The organism is Lysinibacillus sphaericus (assembly GCF_015844675.1).
GTDB classification, from domain to species: domain Bacteria; phylum Bacillota; class Bacilli; order Bacillales_A; family Planococcaceae; genus Lysinibacillus; species Lysinibacillus sphaericus_E.
The window spans coordinates 28,978-54,821 of the sequence record NZ_LDGC01000013.1 but is presented as its reverse complement, the minus strand read 5'-3'; the positions used below and the strand labels follow the sequence as shown (position 1 = coordinate 54,821).

Sequence of the window (25,844 nt, the reverse complement as noted above, 5' to 3'; positions counted from 1 at the left end):
TTTATATTAACAATAGAAGGAACTCCTATTAAATTTGTAAATAGATGTGTCAAATTAACATATTGTAAGCAATAATATTTTTAAATTACCAAAGAAAATATAGGTATTTTTAGCGTCTTTTATTTCATAGAAAACATTTAAATTTCTATAATTCAGACTATTATTTTCAGTCAGTTCTAAGAAGAACATGACGATTTTTTGGTTCAAACTTGGTATGTTGATTAACTAATTTTAACCATATCTATTAAAACTGCTAGGTTGATTTTGTCTACGGATACTTCTCACATATCTTTCCTTATCTTTAAAACCATTATGGACATTAAAGCTATGAAATGAGAGATTCATTTGTTTTAGCGAAGGCTTATTTAATGCTCTTTCCCCTTTGCTATTAATTATTTGATTCAAATAATTTAAATTTATAAATAAGTATTTTACTGGCTGGCTTTTTTTGATAATCGTATATATAAAAATTATCATTGACAGAAAATTCAGATTAAATATATAATTTTTGGTATTACCACTGTATTTAATTTGTATTACCACATAGCAAAGGGGACGAGGATTTGAAAGAAAAGGAACGCTCCTCAGATAAAATTGAGAATGAATTAATTAGATTAATACTGACTGGTGTTTATTCTGTAGGAAGTACTTTACCGCCTGAAAGAGAGCTTGCAAAAGAATTTGGTGTAGGTCGTCCAACTATTCGGGAAGTACTTCAACGTTTAGGAAGGGGTGGATGGATAACAGGGAGAAAAAGAATGCCTGCGATTGTTAATGATTATTGGCGCAATGGGAACTTAACGACACTTGTTAATATTGTTCAGAATCATCACGCCATAACAGATGAATTTATCATGTACTTATTAGAATTTAGAAGTTCTTTGGCTCCGACTTATATTCGTGATGCTATCACGTTCAATCAACCTAAAGTGGTTGCTCTCCTTGCCAATCTAGAGCAACTTGAAGATAGTGCAGAAAGCTATGCTGCATTTGATTGGGATTTGCAAAAAAGGTGTGCTGGCCTTGCAGTCAATCCGATCTTTCTACTCATTTTAAATAGCTTCGATTCTATTTATCTGGATATGGCAAAAAGATATTTTTCTGTAAAAGAACATCGTCTGTTGTCCATCGACTTTTACCATGGCTTATTAAAAGCTGCTTTAAAAGGAGATGCAATGGAAGCCGAAAGGTTATCTACGACAACAATGGCGAAAAGCTTAGCACTCTGGAAAGATAGAAAAAAATAAAGAATACTGGAGGCGTGATATATGAAATTGAAATATTTTAAAGAATATTTTTATTATCCTGATATATTAATCATGACCTGTCTATTCCTTATTAGTTTTGTATTTATGATTCTACATTTAACCTCTATCGGCATTTTGGGTGCTTTTATTTTGGGAATGATTATGTATTCCTTAGCTGAGTATGTTACACACCGGTTTCTTTTTCATCTGAAACCGCCAAAGAATGCATTTTTGTTAAAAATGCTTAAACGCTTACATTATGACCACCATACAAATCCGAATGAATTGCATTTATTATTTTTACCCTTATGGTATAGTGTGCCAAACATTGCAATTGCAGCAGCCATTTTTAATTTTTTTTCATCTAGCTTAGTAATGACAAACGCATTTATTGCAGGTATCATGCTCTTTTTATTATTTTATGAGTGGAAGCATTATATCGCCCATCGTCCCCTTCAGCCAATATCTCCATGGGGGCGTTGGATGAAAAAGGTTCATTTATGGCATCATTTCAAAAATGAAAATTACTGGTATGGCGTTACAAACCCAGCCTATGATTTTCTCATGGGTACTTTTAAAAACCAAAAGGATGTTGACCAAAGTAAAACTGTTAAAAATCTAGAGAAACGTGGCGACTAGAAAATAAAATTATAAAAAATATCCCTTGTAGGTTAAATATTCGGTCCTAATCTGTCAACATATTTATAGAGTTCAAATAAACATAAAAAAAGTCACAACCCATTTAGAGGTTTTTTAACCCCAGAAAGGAATAAATTTTTCTTAAGCTCTTTCTATGTAGTAATTTGCTTAGCTTATATTCTCGTTAAAATGTGAGCGCTACGTCATGATAAAGTTCTATGAAGATACATCCATCCTTATGGAGACCATGGATAGAATAAGGGCTGTCACAAAATTCACTTTTATGACACAGCCCTTTGTATATTTCTCATACACAATAAATAAAGTATTTGTTATTTAGAAACAACTTCTATGACTGTTGATTCAATTTTTCCCCAGCTTACATTTGATGTTTCTAGGGGCTCTTTTTATAATATTCCAATGTTTACATATTGAATGAAAAGCTGGAGTGAAGCTCAAGATCGTTCAAATTTATAATTCTATTTACGTAAAACAGCACCATCCACATGGAATGGTGCTTTCTCTGTTTTTCAAAAAAACTTTATTTACTTTTGATACTTTTCTCCATAATGAGTCCAAATGGGATTTTTATTTTTGATTGGACCAAATTTGGTCCAACAACTACAACCCCCTGAATACAAGTAGTAGTGGTTAGCCAAGAGTTGCGATTAGTTAAAAATATTTAGTCAAACCGGTGGATAGTCCTTTTGGGATGTTAGGGAAAATAACTGTTCTTGATGACTTCTGTGAAAAAAAACGCACTTATTTATGAGGTTCACCGTAACGTAACTAAATGAGGTTTTCGATCAAATGTACTCATACATTATTCTGGCCCAACGCATGTCAGCTATTCGCTATTAGTCGCTGCTTTACAAGCATCTAAAAAGAGAGCTAGCACAGAACAGCAGTTACGTTTCCTATAGGTAAAAACTATAGAATATTCATTCTATGAAAAAGGCGAATAAATATTTGCTCCCATTCTTTCAATGGTTAACATTACTGCCGAGTCTAAAAAACTAGAAATATGATATGGCCCAGACGTTATCCATCTGATTAAATAAAAAACTGATTCTTAACTATCTATAAGCTATGGGATCAATTCTCTTTTAATTTACGAAGATAATTATATTTTACTCCTTTTTAACTTTTCCAATGAAATGTTACTTTTCCTCTTGATCACCATTCTCACCTTTATTTATTGCACGACCGTCTCCACCAACCGCATGCTGCTGCTTCGTATTAGAACTTCCTATGGCTGAATTAGTTCCTCCCGTACTATCTAAACCGCTTCCGCTTGCTACCTGAGTAGCTGACGACTGTTTTTGCCCCTTATTTATCTGATTATTGATGATGATAACAATTTCTTCGTCACCATCACAGTCTTTATGTTGTTCGTGGGGTTCAGTCTGCTTCCCCTTCATACCACTGTTTCTAGCTACCCCTTGTGCTCCCACACTTTGCTGTTGATCGGTATTCGAGGAATCTATTGCAGCATTACTACCAGCTGCACTATTTCTTCCTGCCCCACTTGCAATTTGCGTGGTATTAGGTGCACTAGTGAACTGATTATTTATAACAATTACAACCTTTAACTTATCCGATACAGGAGCATCAGTCCTAATTTCTTCTCCATCTTTTTTTACAATAATCCTTACTTTTTCATTTTTACTTTCCACACCGCTTTGTAATTCCTTGGAATTAGACCCATCATTACTATCTTTATGATTTCGTTGATTTGACATTATACCACCTTCTTTTCAATTTAGAATAATATATCTTATTCGGAGAAGAAATTTAGGTTTAGTCAAATACATTAATTTAGATAAAGTATTTTTTGTATAATATCTTTGCGTATAGCATTCTACAAAAATCTCCCCATGGCGAGGTGTATGTCTAACCGCATTATCCAATAAATTGTTCACGTATCGCTCCAATAAGTGCGAATCATCAATGACATTTTGACTGAATTCTTTGGTTTAAATCAATTTTTTAGAAGCTTACTTTCCAGAGGAACTTCTATTCTCTGCTTTACCACTATTCTGTTCTCATAGTTTATTCTTTTTATACGGCCAAACAATAAAAAAACACTTATTCTACTATTTGGGGAGGTGCTGTACTATTTTTCAAAAAAATTATGATACGGTTCGCCGAAACTAATATGAATTTGTATGACCTATTTTCGCTCGTACGCCTATCTCTTTTGTTAAACGATAAAACAGACGTTTTTCTTCAATTAACTTGCGCTGTTAGTAAAAGAGCGATTGCACTAATTAGACAATCGCCCTCCCTTACTTTAAGTACATTTATCATTATCTAGATTAAGGAATGGATGAAATCGCATTTTATTAATTATGCCTCGGCATTATTTCTTTCCCAAAATAAAATACCGCCGTCATCTGCAATAACAAAATAATTGCCACTAAATGAAAACCCATAGCAATACAAAAAACCTCTATAAATACGAACACAATTTTTATTGTGTCCTTCCACCAAACAGTCCTCAAACGCAGGTTGATAAATTATATCTTCACAAGGGTACAGAGGAGATACTCTTTGTAAACAATCCCCGAATTTATTACTGACTGGTAGTATGCTCCCACCATATTTGCCTGCCAATTTAATTGATTTATCTTTTAAAACGTCGAAGCCTTCACAAATTAACAATGTTTCATCTAAAACAAAGTTATCTGTATAATCTCGGGATATTTTTTCTGCTCTTGCTAAATCTAGTATTCCCTACCATTACTTGATACGACAAGTAATAAATCGGATGATTCATCAAACCCGAAATATTCAAAGCCTCCAATACTAACATTACCCTTAAAAGTCCATCCAAGCGGACTTTTAGCAGAAGGTATTTGTTCTAATATGCTATATGTATTTTTTCTATGTTCCTCAAATGCCTTACTTTTAAAGTAATCCATGATAACCTCCATTATTGAACTATAAGAATATACTAAAATATTATTAATTTTTTAGAAGCGTGCACAAATTTTCCATTGTTATTTATACACGCTTAATCATAATCCAATACAGACGAAAAACGATCCATCTTTATTCAAAACGGTCCTGTCTTTCAGTAAGTACCCATTTTCGTACATAGCCCATTTTTTCCTGAATATTTTCGATTGTTTTTTCACTTTGAAATGCCTTTTGCATGACGGTATAGCGCAAATCCGTGGCTCTCACATTTGTGCCGATTTCCTTTGATATTGTTTGGAAAATTCGCTCAATTGTTTTTGTAGAGATGGATTTAGATTGACTAGCCTCACTTACCCAAACCCATTCTCCTAGCTTTTCTGCATGTAATTCTTCGGTTGCTTCCATATAGTGCGCCAGCATGTTCATTAAAATAGAAGTCAGCTTTATTTCTCTACGCCCATTTTGATTAGCAATGTAAATAACCGATGAGTCAAACTGAATATGAGACCATTTCATACGTATAAGCTCTGCTGGTTTACAACCTGTTTCCATAAGTAGTTGGACAATGCAGCCATTACGTCTTGCTAACCAAGCATGCTCCATTGTTTTAGCGTATTGAAAATAAGTTGGCCAGACATTCGCAATTTGGATTAATTGCTTTTTTGTCAACAATGTCAAAGCTTCTTTTTGTCTCTTTTTAGGCTGTAAAATAACCTCATAGTCAAATGGATCCACCCATTCTCTTAAAAAGACAAAGTCTATAAAGCCCCGCAACGTTGCAATTTTATGATTAAACGTATTGACATTTGCGTAACTCTCTTTTAAATAATTACTATATATATATAACAATTCTTTTAAATGATGATCTACATTCAAGTAGTTGTTCTCATGAGCAAACGCTAAAAATTGCTGTCCATCTATATTGTATTGTTTTTTCGTAGCACTACTTTTTTTCAATGAGTTTAAAAGTAAAAAATAGCTGTTCCATGCTTCCACTAAAGTGACCATCTTACGACCTCCTTACTAACTGTGCGTGTTTTATTTAATTTTACTATATTTTTGGGGCGTCAGTTGATAATTCATTTATATAAAACATAATGTCGGATAATCTGTAGTATACATACACGATTCCGCTTCCAGTGTTCAAATGCTCCTTTCAAAATGAAGAAACAAATGATCCTATAGCAGTGTCCCACATCTTTTGTTTTCTTACAATAGTAATTTTCCACACTTTGTTGTAATACAATTTCTTTACTATGCCTCTATTCTTGTATAACTAGGCTAATTTACATGAAAATTCGTATAATTTAGCGTTTATGTCCGTTTGTGTTATATAATAAGAGCAACAACTATAACATGTAGGGGGCTTTTCAAGTATGCAAGTAAAAACAACTCGACTTGAAGCAGAAGACGCAAAAATTATTTATCAAGAAACAGCTGGGCTAGCAATTATTACGATCCATCGCCCACAGGCTAAAAACGCGCTTACAGCAAATATGTGGGATCAATTAGCTAAAATTGCCTTACAAGTATTAGATAATCCGAAAAATAAAGTATTGATTTTACGCGGCTCTGGTGAAAACTTTACAGCTGGCTCAGATATTAAAGAATTCAACGCCATTTCTCTTGAAAAAGCCGAAGAAGCGTTTGTACATATGGAAAAAACGATTTCCACAATTGAGCGTTTACCAATTCCAACAATTGGCGTCATTAATGGTCCCGCAATGGGTGCTGGTTTAGAGCTTGCATTAGCCTGTGATATCCGCATCGGCTCTGAAAAAGCAAAGCTCGGTATTCCTGTCGGTAAATTAGGGATCACGTTAAATAACAAATTTGCACAACGCTTAGTTCAATTAGTAGGCCCTTCTACAACAAAAGATTTAGTATTTACGGGTCGCATGTTTAAAGCTGAAGAAGCCTTTAAGCTTGGCATGCTTAACTATTTAGTAGCTGAAAAAGACTTAAATAAATACATGATTCGCATGGGTAAGCTTGTTGCAGGCATGTCACCTGAATCTTTACTAGCTGTGAAACAATCTGTTCAAGAATGTGTAGACAGTGTACCTTCATTATGGCAAGGCTCAACACCGTTTGTCGGAAAGGATTTTGCAGAAGGTTGCCGTGCCTTTGTAGAAAAACGTCAGCCGCAATTTACACGTCAATCGAAATAGAAAACAGGTACTCCGCTCGCCCTCTTGCGAATGGAGTACCTGTTTTTAGGATTTTCGTTTTTGTACTACCGACTTAATTTGAAGATGAATCGCATCTAATTCATACCCAAAATGCTGGTGAAATTCCGCCTGTATCGATTTTTGTAATGCATACAATCGATCTGGTATGGAATAAGTAATAGGTAACTTTAGCTGTAAAGTAATCGTCGCTTGTACTAAATCGCCTAACACGAATTGTACGTGCTCAACTTTGTGCACGATATCTTGCTTTACACAGCAATACGTAAGTAGCTGCACATAAACATGCTTACCAATTTCAATATACTCTTGTTGAAAATCAGGACGAACAATCGTCGTCTCCCCTATTTTTTCACGCTTTGTAGAGAAAATCTCTTTCCCTTTTTGAACGAGTCGTTTAAAAAAATTTTGCTCGACTTGTCGGTACGGGATTGGCATCACATGCTTCCCTTGCGTCTGTCGAATAAAGCGAGCTTTTGCAATTTCTTTTTGAGAACGTACATCCTCAACATAGTAATATGTATTAATAGGACCTAGCCCAAGTTGACGAGCGATCGTTTTAGTCATTTTATCGGACGTACCAATTAACAAAATCGACTGTACCTTATATGTATCAAGTGCTTTTTTTACTTCATTACGATGTGTATCATCTGTAAAAATCGCTCGACGAACGGCTGTAATCGTATTTTTTTCAAATTTCGCGGAAATTCCAGCTACTTTCACACCATTTACAATTAGAAGACCATCATCAATAAGAGCCTCTACCCCGATTTTATGGGCGAAAACTAATGCGCTTGTACTTTTCCCTGTTCCACTTGGACCACTCAAAGAATAAACATCCATGACTGACAGCTCCCTTCCATTTTATGATAGCAGAAACGGTACATTTTTTCCGTCAAAATTATTATTTCTAGTATAAGTTAATTTATTCCCGCTAGTCTATGCATGTATCTTCTCCATTATAGAAATATATTCTTTTTTCAGAATAACTTTCCCTTTATATGCTTTAGTATGATAAAATGTGAACTACTATTCTGTTATACAACTATAAGGAGTGTACTAGTTTGAAAATCGTACCATCTAAAAAAATGTCTTTATTTACACCAGCAATTTTTGGAGATTTAAAAAATCATGCTAAGCAACAGGAAGCAAAAGGCATGAAAATGATTGATTTAAGCTTAGGTAGTCCTGACCTTCCTCCTCATGCTAAAATTCGCGAGCATTTAGCGTATAGAGCCGGTTTAGCAGAATCCTACGGCTATACATTAACAGGCACGCAACGTTTTTATGAAGCCGTTAGTCGCTACTATAAACGTCGTAGTAATGTAGATTTAGATCCCGCTTCTGAAATCATTCAAACAATCGGCTCTCAAGAGGGATTAGTGCATTTACCAATCGCCTTTTGTGATCCAGGCGATATCGTACTATCTACAGACCCAGCTTACGTAGCCTATGATGCAGGAATTCATCTAGCAGGCGCAACACCTTACTATATGCCTCAAACAGCTGACAACGATTATTTACCAGACTTAGATGCTGTTCCTGAAGAGATTGCGCAAAAAGCAAAACTATTAATTTTAAACTTACCAGGTAATCCTGTACCTGCAATGCCTTCAATCGCTTATTTTGAAAAAGTCATTGCCTTTGCGAAAAAATACAACATTATCGTTCTACATGATGCGGCATACTCTGAGTTCTACTTTACTGGTGATGGCCCAATTAGCTTCCTAGACACTCCTGGCGCAAAAGAAGTTGGGATGGAAATTAACTCATTATCGAAAAGCTTTAGCCTTGCTGGTACACGTATCGCTTATATCGCGGGTAACGCTGAAATGATTTCGATTTTAAAACAATTAAAATCAAATTTAGATTTCGGTATTTTCGAACCAATTCAAGATGCTGCGGTCGTAGCACTTGATAATGCAGAGGAAATTACTGCAGACCTACGCGCAACTTTCTCGGAGCGCCATAAAACATTAATGAATGGCTTACATACTTTAGGATGGGATGCCGCTCCTTCTGAAGGTGGCATGTTCGTCTGGGCAAAGTATCCGTACGATATTGACTGTACTGACCTAGCCTTTAAACTAATTGAACAAGCCGGCATCGTGACAGTTCCTGGTACAGTATTTGGCTCGGCTGGACAAGGCTATTTACGTTTAGCGTTAGTACAACCGAAAGAAATGTTACAAGAAGCTGTTGATCGCTTAGCACAAGTGCAACTAGCACCTCAAAAATAATGATCTAAACAATATGAAAACCCTTCTAACTTTTATCGTTGGAAGGGTTTTTATAGATTATTATGTAATCCTCAAGTATTGGTCTATCAGGAGGACTAATATTTTTAGGTAAATCATCTAAAGAGAAAAACTGTAGCATTGTTGCCTCAGCTTGATCATGAATAAGTTGGCCATTATTATAAACTTCATCACCATGCGGATATTGATAATAAAAATCTTGTCCAGAATACGTATTGATTAATGTTAGATTTTTAGCTTTTAGTCCTGTTTCCTCCAATAATTCTCGTTGGGCTACTTGCTCTAATGTTTCACCTATCTCCATTGAACCCCCCAATTAATCCCCAACACTCATTATCTATACGAAGCTGTAATAAAACCTGTTGATGATTATTAATGATCCAATACACAAGCACCGCACATAATTAACGGTTTAGTTCCAACTACTTTGCGCAAATCTTTTATATATCCCATAAAGCACTCCTTTATTTTAAAACGCTCTTATTCGTTAAAATCGGCAGGAATATCCACTAACACATAGTCTCCAGTCCACATTTGTGTCGTCACAATCAAACTTTTGCCATGTCTTTCAAAGAAGAGTCCACTACCATCCTTTTCTTTGAAAATCCAACCGTTTTGATTAAGCATTACTTTGATCATTTCATCAGCGGCGGATATATTTCCTTCCTTTATTACATACCATTCTTTGCCGTTTTCGTTTGGCAATTTAACCATTCGTGTTTCGGAATCATTTATTTTCTCTATAACTGTTTTTTTACTTATATTTTCTATTGGGAGTGGAGGAAGATAGAGTTTATTGTAAAATACGAACGTTCCAACGAGTAAAATAATGAGCCCGATTGATACTATCACCTTTTGCATAAAACACTCTCTCCTTTTAATATAATATATTACTAATTTTCAATTTTGATTTCCATATATTATAACACTAATGCCTAAAGGGAGGTAATTTACTTAGTTAATCAGACGTCTAAGTTAGCCAACGAAATAATGAAGGGATGAGATTTTTTGAAGTATACTATTTTTGGGTGTCTAGTGGCTGTAATAATAGTCTTGAGTGGCTGTTCAACAATTCTAGAAAATGATATTTCAGATATAGAACAAGAACAATCGTATGTACCTATGGTAAATTTAAATGGAACAATTTATGCCTCTTATGACTTAACAAAATATGAGAAATATTCAACGGGAGAAGTATTTGGTGAAATTAAGAAAAGGGTACCATCCTCTGATATCGAAAAGGAGAATTTAACTTCCAATTATTACGATGAAGGAACAGTCATTTACAATGTCAAAGAGGATAACAAAATATTTCTAATCGAAGAGTCACCAGATATTTATTCCATTCTAGAAAAATTAGAGTAATGTTTATATCATAGAAGTCCTTATAATTAAAATCATACGTTACGAAATAAGTACCCTATATGACAGACACTTAAAAAAGTCGCTCATATAGGGTACTTTTATTCATAATGAGCCTAACAATTAGATGGAGCTTATATTACTATATCCCAAGCATTGGAAGATGCTTTCGAGTCATTTATTTTTTGTATAACTGTTTTTTTACTAATATTTTCTATCGGGAGTGGAGATAGAGTTTGTTGTAAAATACGAGCGCTCCAACGAGTAAAATTATGAACCCGTTCGATACTATCACCTTTTTCATAAAACACTCTCCCTTCAATATAATACATTACCAATTTTTCACTTAGTTTTACATTGTATTTTCGGAAAGCATACTCTACTTACTAAATGGCGTTTATCCAACAAGGATTTATGCTTTTTTTGTTGAATTTTATTTACTAAAGGGACAGGTTTGTTTAGGAGGAGTAGTATGAGTTTTCTTTTTTTGCTAAGTGTTGTTATCTCGGGAATTGTAAGTATTGTCAGTTTTACACTCACTGCTATGACTACTACTTCATTCGACCCCACAGGTGAGAATTTTGTTGGAGGAAACGGAAACCCGGGCTTAATGTTTGTGATGTTTCCAATGTTAATTATTCTTTATTTTTTCTTTGCAATGATGTTTGTTTTTGAAAAGTTACATGAACGTTTTCCAGTGAAACGAAAACTATTTAAAGCCAGCTATTCAGGGGGGTTTGTGCTGATTTTTGGAATGTCGATTTACCGGATCGTTTCTTTTCGAAATGAAATCAACCCATATTTTGAATACGAAATATCCTTTTTAAATCCTTTTTCTAATCATTTATTTTTTAACTTCTGGACGTTTATAGCTTGCCTTTGTGTTTCAGGTTTTTGCTCATTTTATTTAGGATGTGGTAAATTCAAAAAAGCTGATTTACAACGATAAAAATAGACTAATGCTACTCAAAGGTTGCGACAATTGACTTTAAAAAAATGCATAAATTATGTGTATAGAAAAGCCACAAAACATTGAATTAACAACTTTTTTGGCTTTTCGGTAAGTTCCATAGCTTTCATTTCAGAACGTTATTAGGTTGCCTATTGTATATGAAATCTTTGAGACATTCAAACACTAGTTACTTTACTAACTAATTAATGTTTTATTTCTAATGCTTCTCATTTACTACTCATTATCTTGAATAGGTTTTATATTTGGAGGTAATAAACTACACACTTTTTCAAATGTCGAGAAATTTATATCCTCCGAAAAAATTCTCAATATAGTTCCTGCGCATGGTAGGTAATATACAGTAATGCCATCTTCAAGATTTACGAGTCCGGGAATGTCCGAAAACCAACCTTTTTGCTTCATAGTATCACCAATTAAAAAACAATTCTTTTTCGTTGACCATAACAACACTATATCATCCATACCACTAATTACTTGTAACAATGGAAATATGCCTGAAAATTCTTTGCTGTTTTGAACTTCTAAAATTTCTCATCTACGCCCCATTTTTATTGTGTATCATCATCTTTTCAACTATCAAACACCCGTAGTTCAATTACTTTTCTCTGTCGCATAATAAATCATCGCAATGGTCGGTAAAGCTATTCCAATCAATAATGCTGCTTTCCAGCCAAACATGGCGTATGCCCATCCTCCTGTCGCAGAACCTATTGCACCGCCACCAAAAAAAATGGCCATGTATAAACCATTAAGTCGGCTTCGAAACTCTGCTCCCAATGAGAAAATAGCGCGTTGACCAAGGACTAGATTAGCAGAAACCCCCATGTCTAAAAGAATGGCCGAAACTACCAATATTACTAAGGCTAATGTCGAGCCGCTTTGGATCATAAGGGGTAGAATGACAGAAATGATAACTAAAGCTAAAGCTAAACCTGTTGCTGGTCGAACCCAACCTTTATCAGCAAGACGGCCTGCCACAGGTGCTGCAACCGCGCCAGATACTCCTACCAATGCGAACAACGCAACTTCTTTTTGCGAAAAATTGAAAATCGGACTAGTTAATAACATAGGAACAGTTGTCCAGAACAAACTAAAAGTTCCGAACACACAAAAGTGATACATTGCTCTACGTTGTAGGACTGGTGTCGATTTGAGTAAATGCAACATAGATCTCAGCAGTGTTGGATATTGTGTTGTTGTCAATGGCTGCCTTGTAGGAAGTAACTTTATTAATACAAAAGCCAGAACAAAAATTATTACAGCGGAAAAGACGAATATAGCGCGCCAACCCATATACTCCGCCACAATACTTGATATGGGACGAGCGAGCATGATACCAAGTAACAAACCACTCATAACATTACCCACATTGCGACCGCGTGTGGCATCGGGTGAAAGATGAGCTGCATACGGTACTAGTACTTGAGCTGCTACTGAGCCTACCCCGATAAACAGTGAAGTTGCAAGAAATAGCGTAGCACTTTTAACAACCGCAGCAATCGCCAACACGACTGCAGTGAAGAGCAATAAAGTAACAACTAGTTTTCTATTTTCCAGTATATCTCCCAAAGGAACGATAAATAACAATCCGATTCCGTAACCAATTTGAGTCAGCGTGACGATGAGGCCAGCTGCCCCGGAAGATAATTCTAGTGTAGAACTGATAGGTCCTACTAAGGGTTGCGCATAATAGAGATTAGCAACAATCACGCCACAAGCTATGGCCAGAATGAGTATAATCCACGATGAAACAGGTTTCTCCATTTTTTGTTTTGCGATTAAACTCATCGAAAACTCTCCCTCACATTATAAAGTCATATTTATCGGAATGATCATTCCAGTAATATTAAAAAAAATTGTCTATAGCATCTCAATTACAGTATTCATCATGTCATAAATAATTTTTTTGTTGTTTTTCACCTTGGATACTACTTTGATACTGTGATTAAGGTTAAGCAGTAAATGTGATAAAGCCTTAATATCTTTCTGAGCGTCGATTTCTCCCGTCTGTTGACCTTTGCTTAATAGTTCATAGAAAGACTGTTCTAATTCCTCAAAACTGTCTCGTATTAATTTACTTAGTTGTTCATCCGGTGAATCCAAACCAATGCTTGCCTTTGTAATCAAACATCCTTTGGGCAAATCATCATCAAATGCAGAAGAAATATGCTGATCAAAATACTGCCGTATTCCAACTTTCGCTGACGGTGCATTTACCAAGAGATTGCGTTTATTCTGATTGAATTTTTTGTATTGCTGTATAGCCTCAATATAAAGTGTCTGTTTGTCCGTAAAGGTTTCGTATAAACTTGATCTGCTTAATGCCATAGCTTCTAACAAATCCGGTATACTCGTTGCATCGTATCCTTTTTCCCAAAATACTAACATTGCCTTATGTAGAACGTGCTCCTTATCAAACTCTTTTGAACGTCCGATGGTAAATTCCTCCTTTCAATAACAATAATATAATATTTCCGGAACGAATAGTCCAGTAATTTTTATTACAGGCAATATTTATTTTGCCACTTGCCTTACCGACAAATATATAGCGGGTCTCTAGCCTTAGTTCCAGCATTATTCGAAATTGTCGCTGCTCGTTTTGTTCTGTCGTGCTCATACGTATATATCTAGCCTTATAAAAAACAGCTACTGCAGATTCGCAGTAGCTGTCTATTCTTACACATCATATTTTTGATGCATATCATCCGTATAACGATTATAACGCTGTTTATATAGTTTAAATAAATGTGTTACTAGCACTTTTAAAATGGCATAGCCCGGAATCCCTAAAATGACACCTGGCACGCCAAATAGAGAACCAGCCGTTAATAACACGAAAATAATTGTAATTGGATGGATACTCAGTGATTTACCCATAATTTGAGGAGAAATAAATTTCCCTTCAATGAGCTGTACAACCGTCCATACAATGGCTAGTTTAATAAGCATGAATGGCGATGTAACAAGAGCGATAATGACCGCTGGCGTAATGGCGATGACAGGCCCTAAGTATGGAACCACGCTCGTAATCATAGCAAGGAAGCCAAGCAATAAGGCATATTTCATACCAATAATTAAAAATCCGATAGTCACCATTGCACCTATGCACATGGACACTAAAATTTGTCCTTGAATGTAGGAACTAATTTGCTTGTCCATGTCTTGTAAGATTTCTGTTACTTCTTTACGCATACGTGGCGGACAAATTTTTATGATAAAACTAGGTAGTTTTTTACCATCTTTAAGTAAGTAAAATAATATAAATGGAACCGTCACTAATGATAGAACAATTCCAGTTAACGCTGATACGAAGCCAGTAATTCCAGATGCTACACCTTGCGCTAAATTCGCAGCCGTATCTTTTACCGTGTCCACCATATCTGTAGTAAAATTCTCTATCATTGAATCATAATTTAAATTAACTTTATCTAAGTACTCGTTGAGTCGTGCATTATTGAGAAACTCAGCGATATTTTGTGTAAATGCCATAAAATATCCCGGGAATTCCTGTGCTAAATTAGTAAACTGGTCTCGTAAAAACGGATAGACAAGTACTACTAATAACGTAATGATGCCGATCAATATGATATATAGTAGAAAGATACCCCAAACCCTTGGGATCCGCCATCTTTCGAAAAGCCCCAATATCGGACGAAGTAAATAATACCCAATAATGGCTAATACCCCTGGTAGAATAACTACCTCAAATAAAACTTTTAACGGGGTAAATATAAAGGAAACTTTTTGGAACATAAAAATTACGCATGCTAATAATAATAAAACAATCAGTGTAAAAAATAAGTTTTTACCACCGATAAAGCGAATAAACTTCGTTGAAAAGAAATTTGAACGCTCATCTGATCTGTCTTTTTCCATCTAATCACCCCAATACCAATCCTATATCCTTATTTTACAAGATGATGTTGGATTTTGCGAAAAATCACTCTAAAGGAATTCCTAAAAATTTACGTAAAAATTCTTTATTTTTCTCCACATCCATAACAATTGAATCCCCGACACCTCTAAAGCTTTGGAAATTATAACTACCTTCAATTGGAACTGTTGCTTTTTCTATACTGACTTTACCTTTCGACACCATTTTCAGCACTTGTTGAACCTCTTCTGCTGATGAATAGTCCGTCGTTATATAACCTTGCGCTGCCCCAACGAATTTTGGTAAGTTCATCATATTTTGAGGTGATAAAACTTCATTTTTTAAGGCTTCGATCACCTTTTGCTGACGTGCTACTCGACCAAAATCCCCTTCAGCATCGTGACGGAATCGAGCAAATCCAAGTAATTCTTGACCGTTTAAGTTATGAACACCTTGTTTTAATGAAACCCCAATATTTTCGGACATATCTTTATCTACATCGATTTCAACACCATTTGGCGCTAAAATATCTACAAGTGATTCGAAATTTTTAAAATCTATAATGGCATAATGATGAATCGGTAGGCCAAACATATTGGTAATCGTATCTTTTAATAATTGAACACCGTCTAAATAGTACGCCGTGTTAAGCTTATAGGATTTATAACCAGGAATATCTGCATAAATATCTCGCATGAGTGACACGAGCTTCATATCATTTGTTTTCTTATTCCACGATAATACCATCATTGTATCTGTACGTGATTTTTCTTCACCACGAGTATCGACCCCTAATAGTAAATAGTTTTCCACATCGCCATTTACTGTATCGCCCTTGAAATCCTCTTGGGCTACCTTTGTATCACTTGCCAACTTCAGTCCACTTCTATATTGCATAACAGAATAACCTGCAATCACGATGACAAAAAGTAATAACAATGTGAAGATTGCTCGCCCTTTACGCAAACGCCGTTTTTGGGGACGCTGCGAGCGTCTTGAATAATCTTGCTCTTCCATAACTGTTAACTCCTCTAATTTTTATAGTAATGTAACGATTCCATCTAGAGAAAGGTTCATTTTATAGTATGTTGCGAATCCTTTCAATAACTATTTAAAGGTTATTTTACACCCTTTTTGCCAGGAATGAACCAAAAAATGCTATAATATTTTCACGACAGAAAGGATGATGAACATGATCGAGAAAGCTACGTTTGCTGGCGGTTGTTTTTGGTGCATGGTAAAGCCATTTGTTGAATGGGATGGTATACATAAGGTCACTTCTGGCTACATGGGTGGCCATATAGACAATCCTACTTATGAGGATGTCAAAAAAGGTACTTCTGGCCATTTAGAAGTTGTCGAAATTGAATTTGACTCTAGCGTTTTTAGTTATGAGCAACTCCTTGATATTTACTGGATGCAAATCGACCCTACAGATGCTTTTGGTCAATTCCATGACCGTGGCGAATCATATACGACAGCTATCTTTACTTATTCAGATGAACAAAAGCGCATTGCTGAAGCTTCCAAGGAAAAGCTAGCGAACAGTGGTCGCTTTGATAAACCTATTGTAACCACAATTCGAGATGCTAAGCACTTCTACCCTGCAGAAGATTATCATCAGGACTTTTATAAAAAAGAGTCGGAGCATTATCAGAAAGACCGAGCGCTTTCTGGCCGAGATCAGTTCATCACTGAGCATTGGGATAAATAACTTTATGAAATTCCATTTTGATAGACAAATTCCCTATTTAACTCAAGGTTTAGCCGTTTTAGAAATGGATTTTTCTTTTTTGTTTACGTGTATAAAAAATAATGAACGGTCTATACTATTAAAGATTTCACTTTCAAATCCAATGACAAGGAGGGTTAACCCGATGAGTGGGGCTGACCGGTAACTCAGAAGGACCATCAAAGCTGAATGAAGCTAAAGCACATAATGCGGAAGCGAGGCAGTGTGTCATGGAGCACTATAAGTAAGTGAACATCAAGCCCGGAATATTTATATTCCGGGTTATTTTTTGTTTTATCCCCTCTTTAGTTATTCTTCCTACGATAACAGCCTAACTGACAACATGTTGTTGCTGTCGCTTCGCTTTCGCACAGACAAAAACATGTTGTTGCTGTCGCTTCGCTTTCGCACAGACAAAACATGTTGTTGCTGTCGCTTTTCTTTCGCGCAAAAAACATCTACGGGCCTAAGGCGATTCAGGACGGAAAAGTATTGCCTTTAAATTTTTTCCTTTTAAAAACGTGTATAGAAAATGATGAACGGTCTATACTATTTAAGATTTCACTTTCAAATCCAATGACAAGGAGGGTTAACCCGATGAGTGGGATTGACCGGTAACTCAGAAGGACCATCAAAGCTGAATGAAGCTAAAGCACAGTTGTCTTAAGAATATTAAGATCAATGCGGAAGCGAGGCAGTGTGTCATGGAGCACTATAAGTAAGTGAGAATCAAGCCCGGAATATTAATATTCCGGGTTTTTTGTTTTTGTGAACGAGTTTGATTCTAATTGCCAAAAGCAAATGGATATTTATGCTAAAATTGATACTATGAAAAATTGTACTTAAACTATTCAAGCGGTATAGTTGAAGAAAGAACTAAACCTAATTCGAAAAACGAAAAAATTGAAAGTCAGACAGGAGTTAGATACGATGATAAAAGGTTTCGGGGGAATATTTTGGAGAACTAACAATCTTGATGTTATCAAAAAGTGGTACAGTGCAGTGTTGAAGTTGGAAATAGACAATTGGAATGGAACTGTGATTAAACCCGAAGTAGGAAATGAGACAATCTTTTCATTCTTTAACGAAAATGACAGTTATTTTCCAATAGAACAACAAGTAATGTTAAATTTCCAAGTGCATGATATAGATGAAACTATTAAGCATCTCGAACATATTGGTGTTCCTCTTGAGAAGGAAAAAGAAATAAGTGAATTTGGAAAGTTTATTTGGATTAAAGATCCGGAAGGTCGACTGATCGAGCTTTGGGAGAAATAGCGGATTGTAATACTTTGCGAATATAAAGGAAGTGCCTAATTCTGTTGAATTAAGCACTTCCCTTTTCTCTATTTAAACTGTTTTCAAAAAAGACTGCAGAGCCTCGAAGAAACGCTCGCCATATTTTTCGAATTTTACTTCACCAATCCCACTAACATGTCGTAAATCTTCTAGCTTATTCGGTTTTTTGTCACATAAATCACGTAATGTTTTATCAGAGAACACAACAAATGGTGGTACCTTTTCCTCATCTGCAATCTCTTTACGTAATAATCGTAAATGCTCAAATAACGGATCATTGTCTACAAGCTTTCGCACAGTAACAGCTTCTTTTCTCATGACTTGTTGATTTCCGAGTAAGACTTCTTTACCTTCCTCTGAAACATAAATGGTTGGAAACGTGCCATGTTTAACGGCAAGAACGCCCTCAGCAATTAAAAACTCAATAAAGGTTGAGACATCCTTAGAGGAATATTGTCCTTTTAATATGCCATAGGTAGACAGCCTTGCAAAGCCAAATTCAGTGACCTTTTGATTTTTGGAGCCTATTAACACTTGGGCTACCATCGTCTTACCGAATTTTTGCCCCATCCTTACGACGCAGGCTAACACCTTTTGTGCATCTACCGTCACATCTTTCACTTCTCGTCCATCATTACAGTTACTACAACGACTACAAGGCGTCCCTGGTACTTCGCCGAAATACGTTAAGATGGCATTTTGTAAACAGCCTTCTGTATGGCAATAATCAACCATCGTTTGCAGCTTTCCTAATTCCTGTGCAATCCGTGTTTCGTCCTGCGTCTGTTCAATTAAAAAACGTTGTGTTTGAACATCACCTGATGCATACAGTAAAATACAAGCACTTGGTAAGCCGTCACGCCCTGCACGTCCCGCCTCCTGATAATAACTCTCCATATTGCGTGGCATTTGATAATGAATGACAAAGCGTACATTACTCTTATCAATACCCATTCCAAATGCATTGGTAGCTACCATTATGCGTGCCTCATCTTTTAAAAAGCGCTCTTGCTCTGACATACGCATGTCCTCAGATAGTCCCGCATGGTATTTTGCAACAGCTTCGCCCGAACGGCTTAACTGCTCATAAATCGCGTCTACAGCCTTTCGTGTAGCCGCATAAATAATGCCCGCTTCATTTTTATTTTTTAGTAAATAATTTTTAATGTAGCGCTCTTTGTTTTCTCCGATTAATACAGAGAATGCTAAATTGTCGCGTGAAAAACCTGTAATGACAGTTGATTGCTCGTCAATGTCTAATAATTGTCTAATATCATCACAAACAGCTGGTGTAGCTGTGGCAGTAAGTGCTAAGACAGTTGGCTTTTGCGGCCACAATGTAAATAATTTTTGGATTGCTCGGTAGCTTGGTCTAAAATCATGGCCCCACTGAGATATACAGTGTGCTTCATCCACAGCAATCAAAGGTACAGATAAATTCAATAATACTTGTAAAAAACTTGCACTTTCTAATCGCTCTGGTGCTATATAAAGAAGCTTTAAATAACCCGCACTAGCAAGCTGGATCGTTTCATTCACTTCTTGCACGGTTAATGTACTATTAATATACGCCGCTGGAATATTTGCAGCACGTAATGCTTCTACCTGATCTTGCATCAAAGAAATCAAAGGTGATATGACGACTGTAAGGCCATCTAGCATGAGCGCCGGAATTTGATAGCAAATTGATTTACCTCCGCCAGTTGGCATCACACAAAGACTTGATTGACCTCGTAATGTTTGTTCAATAATTGGTTCTTGTCCATTGCGAAATGAATCATAGCCAAAATGATGTTGTAGCATTTGTCTTGCTTGCTCCATCCAACTTTTCACTCCTCAGTTGTTAGACGAATAAGCTTATACTCGCCCTGTTCATTTTTATTTATTACATATACCATCATAGAGTTTGCAAGTGCCTCTTGACCAGCAGAATTTGTTAGGACATATTCAGTTTTGGCACGAACAATAATATTTTGTCCTTCCATGCTGATATTTTTAATCGTCGTATCTGAAAAATAAATTTGCGCTTTTTTGGAAGCGTAATAGGCAACCATATTATCCAGGGTGCTTTGTGTATCGTTTGACCCTAAGAAAGATTTCAAGACACTAGCATCTTGAACCTCAACAGCAGCTCTTAATTGCTTATGAAATGTATCTAAAAATAGCTTTATTTCATCGGTATGAAAAGCAAAAATGTTCTTTCCATATTGATCAATTGCTTGCTGGACGGCTTCCTTATCACCTTGTTCTATATACGGATACAAGTTTTTGGCTTGAGTTAGTCGATTACTTGGCTTCATGCCACTTTCACACCATTCATCCAATAACATTACAATATCTTTAATTGGCAATATAAACGGCTGTGATACACCGTTTTCCTTGCGTTTAAAATAGATGCCCACAAGTTCACCATTTTCCGCTTCTAGAACAGGACTCCCTATACGGGTATTTTGTTTTGCATCTATGTAATAAGCTGCTACACTGTCACTATATTTTTGAATAGTGTGTGGTAAGCTATCGACATAAACAGCTAACTGATTTAATTCCCCATTATAAACGGTCGGTACCTTTACCGATACGTTATAGGAAACTTCTAAAATGGCTATATTATAAGCTGTCGATAAATAGTGAACTTCGGCTTCCATCAGTTTATCATTATTAAATTGTACAAGCGCAGTTGGCTTTGAAGCCACGAGCGCCCCATTTGTCACAATATAAAGTTTACCGTCCTCTTTTTTAACAATAATCCCTGCACCGATTCCGTTCTCCCCAACTACTTTTACTTCGGGCACAATTTTTTCTTGCTGCTTCGTCACAGCCTTTTCCGATGTCACATCGGTCTTTTTACTTTGAACTACCTCTGCTAATGTTTCATTGCCGCAGCCCGTTAAAAGTAAAGTTGTCGCTCCAAGAATGAGCATCTTTTTCCACATACGTTCACCAAAACTTTCTATCATTCAATTATGCCTTGGCATAATTGCGTTGGAAACTTTAACTTCTTTCAGTGGACGTGCTGAAAATTAACTTCAACCCGTATCCATCTCATTACCTATAGAGGTAGCAAGTTTCATAACTGAAAGTCAGTTAAACATCTTTCTATTCTATCATAAACAAGGTTATGCTACGTTTCAAGTTTACATAATAATATTATCTTTCTGTATGTATTATTAAAATATTGCTCTCGTCTTATGTTCATTTCGTTCTACCTATAAAAAAAGACTCTTTATTATCTTTGATATGGAAAATAACTTATCGTTTGCGGTTGAAATGATAAAAAAAAGATGCCTTCCCGCTTCAATTACTGAGCTTGGTAGACATGTTGAGTTATCAGCAGTTAAAAATGAAATTTATTAAAAATAAATCCGAGAAGTTAATTACTATTGAGGAATTTGTCTTGATAACCCGCTATTATTTTATTTGCACGGTGTTCCCAGTCCCCATCTAGATGTTAGAACATCCTACCTTGTTTACTGATGCATTTACACCACTATAATAATGATCATCGTAAGCTAATTATTAGAGTTATATTTATTGTTTCCAGGTAGTTTCTTGATTGTATTCCATGCTTCAATCGCTTCTTCACGACTTTTCCCTTGGTTTTTCGGGTCAGAAAAAAAGTCTCGGATGAATTGATTATATTCAAATTGGGGTGCAATGTTTTTCTTGTATGAAGGGTCTTTCTTCCGTTCTTCCTCATTATTCCAAGCGTCTACCACATCACGATAAGTTTTTCCGACATTGTTTTTAAAATAGTTTTGGATATAGGTTGAAAAATGAAATTTAGGAAGTACTGTCTTAAAAAACGCCCTTACATTTTGACTACAACGATGACTTTCGGTAATGACTGTATCAAGACTTAAGTCTACTTGCTGTTCTATTTTTTTCGCTTTTGATTTTCTGACAGGCTTCTTAATCTCCCCTGTCTGCAGAAATGTTTCAATCCTATTGGAAATCTCTATTTTAGAACCAGAAGCACTTATTCCGTTTTTTCTACAAAAAGACTGCAATTCTTCCTTTAACCAATAGAAATCGTTAAAACTATCTACACTTATATCTTTCGTTAGTTTAGGTCTCATAAATTATACCTCCCTAATACTCATTCCACATTATAGAACAATAGTTTCTACTTGGCAAAATCAATTACGAAAACAGCATAAAAAAACATGCGCGTACATTCGCGCATGTTTCCACATTATTTTTTCTTAAGAAAAATGATAGTAGCTATAATGCCTAGCATTAATGTGATAAAAATTGCATAGGTAAATGTATGGTTACCCGTCACATCATAGCAATAACCAATCAGTATTGGGATAATGGCGCTTATCATGAAACCGCCTGAAAGCACCATAGATGACCAGCTATTTGCTTCCTCGTCATTTCTTGCTTCATCCAATGGTAGCAATAAACCGATTGGAAATAAGCCGCTTAAGACAATACCTATAATGAATACCGCAATCCATAATAGAGTCCCTGAGCCTACCCATAGCAATACAAAGCCAATAATGCCAAAGACCCCTAAGGAGAAGAGCCAGCCGATTCGACTCGACCATTTTTCCATTAATACAGGGACCAAAATATTCCCAATCATTTGTACAATCGACATAAATGTTAGCATAGAGCTTGCAGCGCCAAGGGAAAAGCCCTTATCCTGTAACATCGGTACTAACCAGGACATCATAGAGAAGAACAACGATGTTTGTAAGCCAAAGTAAATTAAAATGGTCCAAGCACGGACATTTTTCCACGGATTTCGTGCACCTTTTTCTGTAAATACTGCTGTCTCTGGTAGCTCTTGATTTTGTATTGTCAGGATCCATATACAAAGAGCAATAATAGCAAGTATTGCCCAAGAGCCAAGCGCCATCGTCCAGCTCTCATGAAAATGATTATAAAATGGTAATGTTAGTGCCGCACTCAATGTTGCCCCTGTTCCTATTCCAAATGAATAAATACCAACCACCGTAGTAAAACGGCTCGGGAATTTTTTCTTAATATAGGCATTTAATATAGGTCCTATCAGTGCAATGGCAAATCCTGCCGCAAAGCTTGTGACTACAAGTAATACATAACTTTCTTTTATAAAGCGTAGACCATTTGCTATTGTTAAGATGATTATTAAGAGTGTAATAGCTGTTTTTGTTCCAAGTTTTCTTTGTAATGGGACTGCGAATGGTGCAAAGAGTCCCATACAAAACACCGGAATAGATGTTAAAAAGCTCATTTGCGTATTTGATATATGGAGTGATTCTAAAAGTACATTAAATAGTGGTCCTATTCCTGTGACTGCTGGGCGCATATTGAGCGCAACAAAGAAAATACAAACAACCACAAGTACCATGGAAACACGCCTTTGCTTTTTCTCCATACTTTCTAAAAACCTTCTCTCTAATTATGCGGTTAAAAATTCAACGAAATTTGATAAGACCTTTGAATTCTCACTATACCCTTTTACCATTTTTTCTAGGTATGGTCAATTTCCATTGCTATTCCTTGTTGCAGGATATAGTAGAAACACTAATCGTTTTTACATATTTTTAGGTGCGGCAATGCCTAATAGTGCTAACGACTCCTTTAACACAATGGATACACATAGACAAAATGCTAATCTTGATTTTATTTGGCTGTCATTGACCAATACTTTATTTTGCGCATAATATTTATTAAATTGGCGCGCTAATTGTAAAGCGTATTTAGCAATTTGTGATGGGTCTACTTGTTCAAAGGCGTTAACAATTACTTTCGGAAACTGTTCGAGCAATAAAATAACAGGCCATGCTTGCTCACCTAATGCTTCGAACGATACTTCATAACTTTGTGCATCTGCTTTTGCCAAAAGAGATGCGATACGTGCATACGTATATTGAATATATGGCCCTGTTTCACCTTCAAAATTCATCATGTGCTCAATAGAAAACTCAATATCATGAAGACGATCATTTTTTAAATCATTAAAAATGACCGCTCCTACACCAACCTGTTGTGCGATACTCTCTTTATGAGTTAGATTTGGATTTTTTTCCTCGATATTTCGCTTCGCTGTAGCAATTGCTTCTGTTAGTACATCTGTTAATAGAACGATCTTTCCTTTACGCGTCGACATTTTTTTACCCTCTTTTAAAATCATCCCAAAAGGTACATGCTGCAAGTCTTTTGCCCAATCATACCCCATCTTCTCAATGACCTTAAATAATTGACTAAAATGAAGTGATTGTTCATGCCCTACGACATAAAATGATTTTTTAGGGTCATATTGTTGTTTACGTTAAAAAGCAGCTGCTAAATCACGGGTAGCGTAAAGCGTAGCACCATCAGTTTTAGTTATTAAGCATGGAGGCATATTGTCTATTTCAACGACATGAGCACCCTCAGATTTCACAAGCAGTTCTTTTTCTTCCAGCTCATTAACAATAGCAGCCATTTTGTCATTATAGAACGCTTCCCCAGCGAATGAATCAAAGTCGATTCCAAGCAATTCGTAAATGTTTTTGAATTCTTCGAGTGATGCATCTCTGAACCATTGCCAAAGAGCTAACGTCTTTTCATCCCCATCTTCTAATGCTTTAAATGCGGTACGTGCCTGTTCATTCAGTGAATCATCCTGCTCGGCTTCTTCATGGAACTTTACATAAATTTTTAGCAGTTCCTCTATCGGGGCAGCTTCAATCGTCTTTTGATCCCCCCATTTTTGATAAGCGACGATCAATTTACCAAATTGCGTTCCCCAGTCACCCAAATGATTAATGCGAATTGCTTTGTAGCCGTTTTTCTCGGCGATATTGGCCAAAGCATTACCGATTACTGTTGAACGTAAATGCCCCATAGAAAAAGGCTTCGCTATATTTGGTGAAGAAAAATCGAGCACTATATTCCCTTTGGACACTTGTTGACTCCCGTATAAATTTTTCTCTTTTACAATTTGGCTAAGAACCTTTTGAGTAATCGTTGGCTGATGATAAAAAATATTGACATAACCACCCACTACTTGAACTTCTTGTATGCAATCGCAGCTTATATTATTTTTAATGTCGGACGCTATAATGTGAGGGGATTTTCTTAATTTTTTGGCTAGCGTAAAGCACGGAAATGCTAAATCCCCTAAGTCCATTTTTTTCGGTTTCTCCAGTAAATTTTGAATTTCAATAACGGACAGCTCATTATTTAATGCCTCAGCAATACTTTTTGCAATTTGTGTATTCATATTTATTCTCCTCTCTATACAGAAATCCATTATCTTGTAAACAAACAAATCGTTCGAATTTTGAATTGTGCACGGACGATTCATACTAAATGAAGATAAAAAAAGCCCTCGTCTCTAAAATAGAGACGAGAGCATATTTATCCCGTGGTAC

Annotated in this window: 21 protein-coding genes, 2 pseudogenes and 1 other annotated feature (1 of these 24 running past the window's edge); of the genes and pseudogenes, 8 read left to right on the top strand and 15 right to left on the bottom strand. The window is 36.0% G+C overall.

All coding sequences use genetic code 11. The features are described from left to right. Positions 1–563: 563 nt before the first annotated feature. Complete coding sequence (locus ABE34_RS04585; RefSeq protein ID WP_197140789.1) at positions 564–1,247, top strand: GntR family transcriptional regulator; 684 nt, start codon at positions 564–566, stop codon at positions 1,245–1,247. 21 nt (positions 1,248–1,268) lie between these two features. Next, positions 1,269–1,886, top strand: coding sequence for a sterol desaturase family protein (locus ABE34_RS04580; RefSeq protein ID WP_197140788.1), 618 nt, complete (start codon positions 1,269–1,271; stop codon positions 1,884–1,886). Positions 1,887–3,046: 1,160 nt separating this feature from the next. Here the strand turns inward: ABE34_RS04580 and ABE34_RS04575 are convergent. From ABE34_RS04575 to ABE34_RS04560, 3 genes are all read right to left on the bottom strand, one after another. Next, positions 3,047–3,628 (bottom strand): hypothetical protein, encoded by a 582-nt coding sequence (locus ABE34_RS04575; protein WP_241747005.1) that lies wholly within the window; start codon positions 3,626–3,628, stop codon positions 3,047–3,049. 984 nt (positions 3,629–4,612) lie between these two features. Next, positions 4,613–4,810, bottom strand: a complete 198-nt coding sequence (locus tag ABE34_RS04565) for a hypothetical protein (protein ID WP_197140785.1) — start codon at positions 4,808–4,810, stop codon at positions 4,613–4,615. A 130-nt stretch (positions 4,811–4,940) separates the two neighbouring features. Further along, positions 4,941–5,816, bottom strand: a complete 876-nt coding sequence (locus ABE34_RS04560; RefSeq protein ID WP_197140784.1) for a tyrosine-type recombinase/integrase — start codon at positions 5,814–5,816, stop codon at positions 4,941–4,943. 368 nt (positions 5,817–6,184) lie between these two features. Here ABE34_RS04560 and ABE34_RS04555 point away from each other — a divergent pair, with 368 nt between their 5' ends. Continuing rightward, on the top strand, positions 6,185–6,979 hold the full coding sequence (locus ABE34_RS04555) for an enoyl-CoA hydratase/isomerase family protein (protein ID WP_197140783.1): 795 nt from the start codon (positions 6,185–6,187) through the stop codon (positions 6,977–6,979). A gap of 45 nt (positions 6,980–7,024) precedes the next feature. On the opposite strand, the gene ABE34_RS04550 is transcribed toward ABE34_RS04555, so the two are convergent. Next, a complete protein-coding gene (locus ABE34_RS04550; RefSeq protein ID WP_197140781.1) occupies positions 7,025–7,840 on the bottom strand; it encodes a hypothetical protein in 816 nt (271 codons plus the stop codon). 221 nt (positions 7,841–8,061) lie between these two features. Between ABE34_RS04550 and ABE34_RS04545 the strand changes: the two genes are divergently transcribed. Next, positions 8,062–9,237, top strand: a complete 1,176-nt coding sequence (locus ABE34_RS04545; RefSeq protein WP_197140780.1) for an aminotransferase class I/II-fold pyridoxal phosphate-dependent enzyme — start codon at positions 8,062–8,064, stop codon at positions 9,235–9,237. 25 nt (positions 9,238–9,262) lie between these two features. Here ABE34_RS04545 and ABE34_RS04540 read toward each other — a convergent pair. Together ABE34_RS04540 and ABE34_RS04535 are read right to left on the bottom strand one after the other, a co-directional pair. Continuing rightward, positions 9,263–9,708, bottom strand: a pseudogene (locus ABE34_RS04540) (NUDIX hydrolase). Between the two features lie 27 nt (positions 9,709–9,735). Next, on the bottom strand, positions 9,736–10,116 hold the full coding sequence (locus ABE34_RS04535; RefSeq protein WP_197140779.1) for a hypothetical protein: 381 nt from the start codon (positions 10,114–10,116) through the stop codon (positions 9,736–9,738). 147 nt (positions 10,117–10,263) lie between these two features. On the opposite strand from ABE34_RS04535, the gene ABE34_RS04530 reads away from it, so the two are divergent. Beyond that, positions 10,264–10,620 (top strand): hypothetical protein, encoded by a 357-nt coding sequence (locus ABE34_RS04530; RefSeq protein ID WP_197140777.1) that lies wholly within the window; start codon positions 10,264–10,266, stop codon positions 10,618–10,620. A gap of 469 nt (positions 10,621–11,089) precedes the next feature. Then, positions 11,090–11,566: a hypothetical protein gene (locus ABE34_RS04520; RefSeq protein ID WP_197140775.1), complete on the top strand. Its 477-nt coding sequence runs from the start codon at positions 11,090–11,092 to the stop codon at positions 11,564–11,566. Between the two features lie 615 nt (positions 11,567–12,181). Here ABE34_RS04520 and ABE34_RS04515 read toward each other — a convergent pair. The 4 genes from ABE34_RS04515 to ABE34_RS04500 form a co-directional block, all read right to left on the bottom strand. Then, positions 12,182–13,378, bottom strand: a complete 1,197-nt coding sequence (locus ABE34_RS04515) for an MFS transporter (protein WP_197140773.1) — start codon at positions 13,376–13,378, stop codon at positions 12,182–12,184. Positions 13,379–13,450: 72 nt separating this feature from the next. Then, the gene (locus tag ABE34_RS04510) at positions 13,451–13,978 is read right to left on the bottom strand and encodes a TetR/AcrR family transcriptional regulator (protein ID WP_197140772.1); all 528 of its coding nucleotides are present in this window, start codon (positions 13,976–13,978) and stop codon (positions 13,451–13,453) included. A gap of 288 nt (positions 13,979–14,266) precedes the next feature. Next, positions 14,267–15,466 carry an AI-2E family transporter gene (locus tag ABE34_RS04505; protein WP_197140771.1) on the bottom strand — a complete coding sequence of 400 codons (1,200 nt, stop codon included), beginning with the start codon at positions 15,464–15,466 and terminating at the stop codon, positions 14,267–14,269. A 64-nt stretch (positions 15,467–15,530) separates the two neighbouring features. Next, a complete protein-coding gene (locus ABE34_RS04500) occupies positions 15,531–16,481 on the bottom strand; it encodes an LCP family protein (RefSeq protein ID WP_197140769.1) in 951 nt (316 codons plus the stop codon). Between the two features lie 175 nt (positions 16,482–16,656). Here ABE34_RS04500 and msrA point away from each other — a divergent pair, with 175 nt between their 5' ends. Both msrA and ABE34_RS04490 read left to right on the top strand, forming a co-directional pair. Continuing rightward, entirely contained in the window at positions 16,657–17,178 is a 522-nt protein-coding gene (msrA, locus tag ABE34_RS04495) for a peptide-methionine (S)-S-oxide reductase MsrA (RefSeq protein ID WP_197140768.1), read from the top strand. 948 nt (positions 17,179–18,126) lie between these two features. Continuing rightward, positions 18,127–18,474 carry a VOC family protein gene (locus ABE34_RS04490; protein ID WP_197140766.1) on the top strand — a complete coding sequence of 116 codons (348 nt, stop codon included), beginning with the start codon at positions 18,127–18,129 and terminating at the stop codon, positions 18,472–18,474. A gap of 72 nt (positions 18,475–18,546) precedes the next feature. Here the strand turns inward: ABE34_RS04490 and recQ are convergent, their stop codons facing one another. The 5 genes and pseudogenes from recQ to argS form a co-directional block, all read right to left on the bottom strand. Next, positions 18,547–20,316, bottom strand: coding sequence for a DNA helicase RecQ (recQ, locus tag ABE34_RS04485; protein ID WP_197140765.1), 1,770 nt, complete (start codon positions 20,314–20,316; stop codon positions 18,547–18,549). 8 nt (positions 20,317–20,324) lie between these two features. Then, entirely contained in the window at positions 20,325–21,452 is a 1,128-nt protein-coding gene (locus ABE34_RS04480; protein WP_241747004.1) for a TcaA NTF2-like domain-containing protein, read from the bottom strand. Positions 21,453–22,004: 552 nt separating this feature from the next. After that, positions 22,005–22,571 carry a DUF6434 domain-containing protein gene (locus ABE34_RS04475; RefSeq protein WP_197140762.1) on the bottom strand — a complete coding sequence of 189 codons (567 nt, stop codon included), beginning with the start codon at positions 22,569–22,571 and terminating at the stop codon, positions 22,005–22,007. A gap of 116 nt (positions 22,572–22,687) precedes the next feature. Beyond that, positions 22,688–23,860 (bottom strand): CynX/NimT family MFS transporter, encoded by a 1,173-nt coding sequence (locus ABE34_RS04470; protein ID WP_197140761.1) that lies wholly within the window; start codon positions 23,858–23,860, stop codon positions 22,688–22,690. Positions 23,861–24,019: 159 nt separating this feature from the next. Beyond that, positions 24,020–25,699: pseudogene (gene argS / locus ABE34_RS04465) on the bottom strand (arginine--tRNA ligase). Positions 25,700–25,811: 112 nt separating this feature from the next. Continuing rightward, positions 25,812–25,844, bottom strand: a binding site (T-box leader); it runs 186 nt beyond the window's last position.